A 3,061-nucleotide genomic window follows, 5' to 3' on the forward strand; every position below is an offset into this window, starting at 1 on the left:
GGGTAAGCGGATTAAATGGTTGATCTTACCTTTGCATGAGAGTGAGACAGACTAGCATCTCATCGGATTATCTGGTTGATGCTTCACCTACTGCTGGTGCATGTTTCCTTCGCTAATTCCAGCAAGAACCCCACACGCCTCAACTTCCCGGTCATCGTTGCAACTCGCTCTCAGTGAAACGAGTTGTTTCTCAAGCGCTTGCAGAGCGGTTATCTGCGACCGCACATGAGAGATGTGATCATCGAGCAAGGCGTTGACGGCGGTACAAGGCTGATGAGGGTCGTCCTGATAGCTCTGTAGTTCGTGAATCTCAGCCAGTGACAGGCCCAGGATTCTGCAGCGACGGATGAAGGCCAGCCCCTCACCATGCTTCTCGGTATAGACACGGTAACCGTTGTCCTGCCGATCAGGCGGCGGCAATAAGCCCTGCTGTTCATAGAAGCGGATCGTCTGTGTTTCGACCCCTACCAACTGCGCCAACTGACCAATGCGCATCAGCCTCCTCCCCAACGGATTCTTTACTCTATTGACCTTATAGTAGCTTTATAGTTTAAAATGGTACCACAACATTGTTCAAGTGGAGTCATATTATGAGCAAATCCTGTGGTGGCGCCTGTGGCGGTGATGCAACGTCCGCAGCGGATACCGATATACAGGCCTCCTCCGAGGCGACAGGGAGATGGGTCAGTGTTTATGCAGTGCCGAAGATGGACTGTCCATCAGAAGAACGAATGATTCGCCTAGCCCTGAACGGCTTTGAGGAGATTCGGGCGCTGTCCTTCGACTTGTCGAACCGCCGGCTGAAGGTCGTGCATGACGGCGAGATCGAGCCCGTCACCTCGAAACTGAAGACCTTGGGGCTAGGCGCCTCGCTTCAGGAAACCGTCGCTGCAAATCCAGAGACCATCAAGGCCGCCGAGTTTTCGGCAGCTTCTGCTAAGCAAGAATCCTGGACCCTGCGCTGGTTGCTCGGCATCAATGCACTTCTGTTCGTAGTGGAAATGACTGCCGGTCTGATCGCCCAGTCCACCGGCCTGATTGGAGAATCCCTGGACAATTTTTCCGATGCGGCGGTGTACGGGCTTGCCCTTTATGCGGTTGGACATAGCGTGAAAATGCAGGTACGTGCCGCGCATCTTGCTGGTGTACTGCAACTGATCTTGGCTGTGGGCGTGCTCGTAGAGGTGGTGAGACGCTTTGTATTCGGTAGTGAGCCTGAATCTCTGGTGATGATGGCTATCGCATTCGTCGCATTGATTGCCAATACCAGTTGTCTGCTGCTCATATCCAAACATCGGGAAGGCGGGGCGCACATGAAGGCAAGCTTGATATTCTCGGCCAACGACGTGGTGATCAACCTGGGGGGCATCACCGCCGGCGCCCTGGTCGCGTGGACCGGTTCCAATTATCCAGATCTGATTATCGGCACCATCACGGGGGTGATTGTACTTAACGGTGCCAGACGCATTTTGGCGTTGAAGGGTTAAATAATGCTCATTATTGGCAAAAAGCTCTCGCCGTATGCCCTATTGTCCATATCGGGCCTGCTGGCAGCGTCTGATCAGGCTGTAAAGTGGCTGGTGCAGCAATCAATGGCCTATGGCGAGTATGTTTCGGTGACCCCGTTCTTTAACTGGGTGCACCTATGGAACACCGGTGCCGCATTCAGTCTTTTTGCGAATGGTGGAGGCTGGCAGCGCTACTTTTTTATCGGAATCGCGGTAGTGGTCTCGATTTTTCTGATCAAGCTGATCCTTGAAAATCGTCATAAAGGAGAAGCCATCGCTTACAGTCTTATCCTCGGTGGCGCCATGGGCAACCTGATTGACCGGGTCTTTCGCGGCTATGTTGTGGATTCCTTTGATTTCTATTGGCGAGACTGGCATTGGCCGGCCTTCAACCTGGCTGATATTGCAATTGTCCTCGGTGCCTTACTTTTCGTTTCCAGCAGCTTGTTGGGTAAAAAAGCAAACACCAATGCCGAGTCGGATGGATCTGACTGACACCTACGCCTATACAACACCATGACCGAACTTCCCGACAACATCCTTCACCTGCCGCAATACCAAGTACTGGGCTGCAAATCAACCGACGACGAAATGCACTTCCAGGTGGACGTGCCCGATCCCATCGCCTGCGAGGAATGCGGCGTGCAGGGTGAGTTCGTACGGTTCGGCAAGCGTGACGTTCCCTATCGTGATCTGCCCATCCACGGCAAGCGGGTCACTCTCTGGGTGGTCCGCCGCCGATACACCTGCCGGGCCTGCAAGACAACATTCAGGCCCCAGCTACCGGAGATGGTGGACGGATTCCGTATGACACTGCGGCTGCATGAGTACGTGGAGAAGGAATCCTTCAACCACCCCTACACCTTTGTGGCGGCACAGACCGGCCTGGACGAGAAGACGGTGCGCGACATCTTCAACGCCCGCGCCGAGTTCTTGGGGCGCTGGCACCGCTTCGAGACGCCCCGCATCCTGGGCATTGACGAGCTATACCTGAACAAGCGCTACCGCTGCATTCTGACCAACATTGAGGAGCGAACCCTGCTCGACCTGCTGGCCACCCGCCGCCAGGACGTGGTGACCAACTACCTGATGAAGCTGAAAGACCGGCAGAAGGTCGAGATCGTCAGCATGGACATGTGGAACCCCTACCGGGCAGCGGTCAAGGCTGTACTGCCCCAGGCCCGTATCGTGGTCGATAAGTTCCATGTGGTGCGCATGGCCAACGATGCCCTAGAGAGAGTGCGCAAGGGCCTCAGAAAGGAGCTGAAACCGTCCCAGAGCCGGACTCTCAAGGGAGACCGGAAAATCCTGCTGAAACGCGCTCACGAAGTCTCAGACCGGGAGCGCCTCATCATGGAGACCTGGACAGGCGCGTTCCCGCAACTGCTGGCCGCCTACGAGCACAAGGAGCGCTTCTACGGCATCTGGGACGCCACCACACGGCTCCAGGCAGAAGCCGCCCTGGACGAGTGGATAGCCACCATCCCGAAGGGCCAAAAGGAAGTCTGGAGCGATCTGGTCAGGGCAGTGGGAAACTGGCGTGAAGAGACCAT

General features: G+C 55.6%; 4 protein-coding genes. 3 read left to right on the plus strand and 1 reads right to left on the minus strand.

From position 1 onward, the window contains the following. Positions 1–87 precede the first annotated feature (87 nt). Entirely contained in the window at positions 88–495 is a 408-nt protein-coding gene (gene cadR, locus ACTHSN_RS10725) for a Cd(II)/Pb(II)-responsive transcriptional regulator (RefSeq protein WP_004364961.1), read from the minus strand. Positions 496–590: 95 nt separating this feature from the next. Here cadR and ACTHSN_RS10730 point away from each other — a divergent pair, with 95 nt between their 5' ends. The 3 genes from ACTHSN_RS10730 to ACTHSN_RS10740 form a co-directional block, all read left to right on the plus strand. Then, entirely contained in the window at positions 591–1,487 is an 897-nt protein-coding gene (locus ACTHSN_RS10730; protein WP_070588402.1) for a cation transporter, read from the plus strand. Between the two features lie 3 nt (positions 1,488–1,490). Further along, positions 1,491–2,003: a signal peptidase II gene (gene lspA / locus ACTHSN_RS10735; RefSeq protein ID WP_003821921.1), complete on the plus strand. Its 513-nt coding sequence runs from the start codon at positions 1,491–1,493 to the stop codon at positions 2,001–2,003. Positions 2,004–2,024: 21 nt separating this feature from the next. After that, positions 2,025–3,061: ISL3-like element ISPpu12 family transposase (locus ACTHSN_RS10740; RefSeq protein ID WP_440365316.1), on the plus strand; the 1,037-nt coding region annotated here is incomplete at its 3' end.

Source organism: Neisseria sp. P0009.S010 (genome assembly GCF_051958545.1).
Classification (GTDB): Bacteria; Pseudomonadota; Gammaproteobacteria; order Burkholderiales; family Neisseriaceae; genus Neisseria; species Neisseria subflava_A.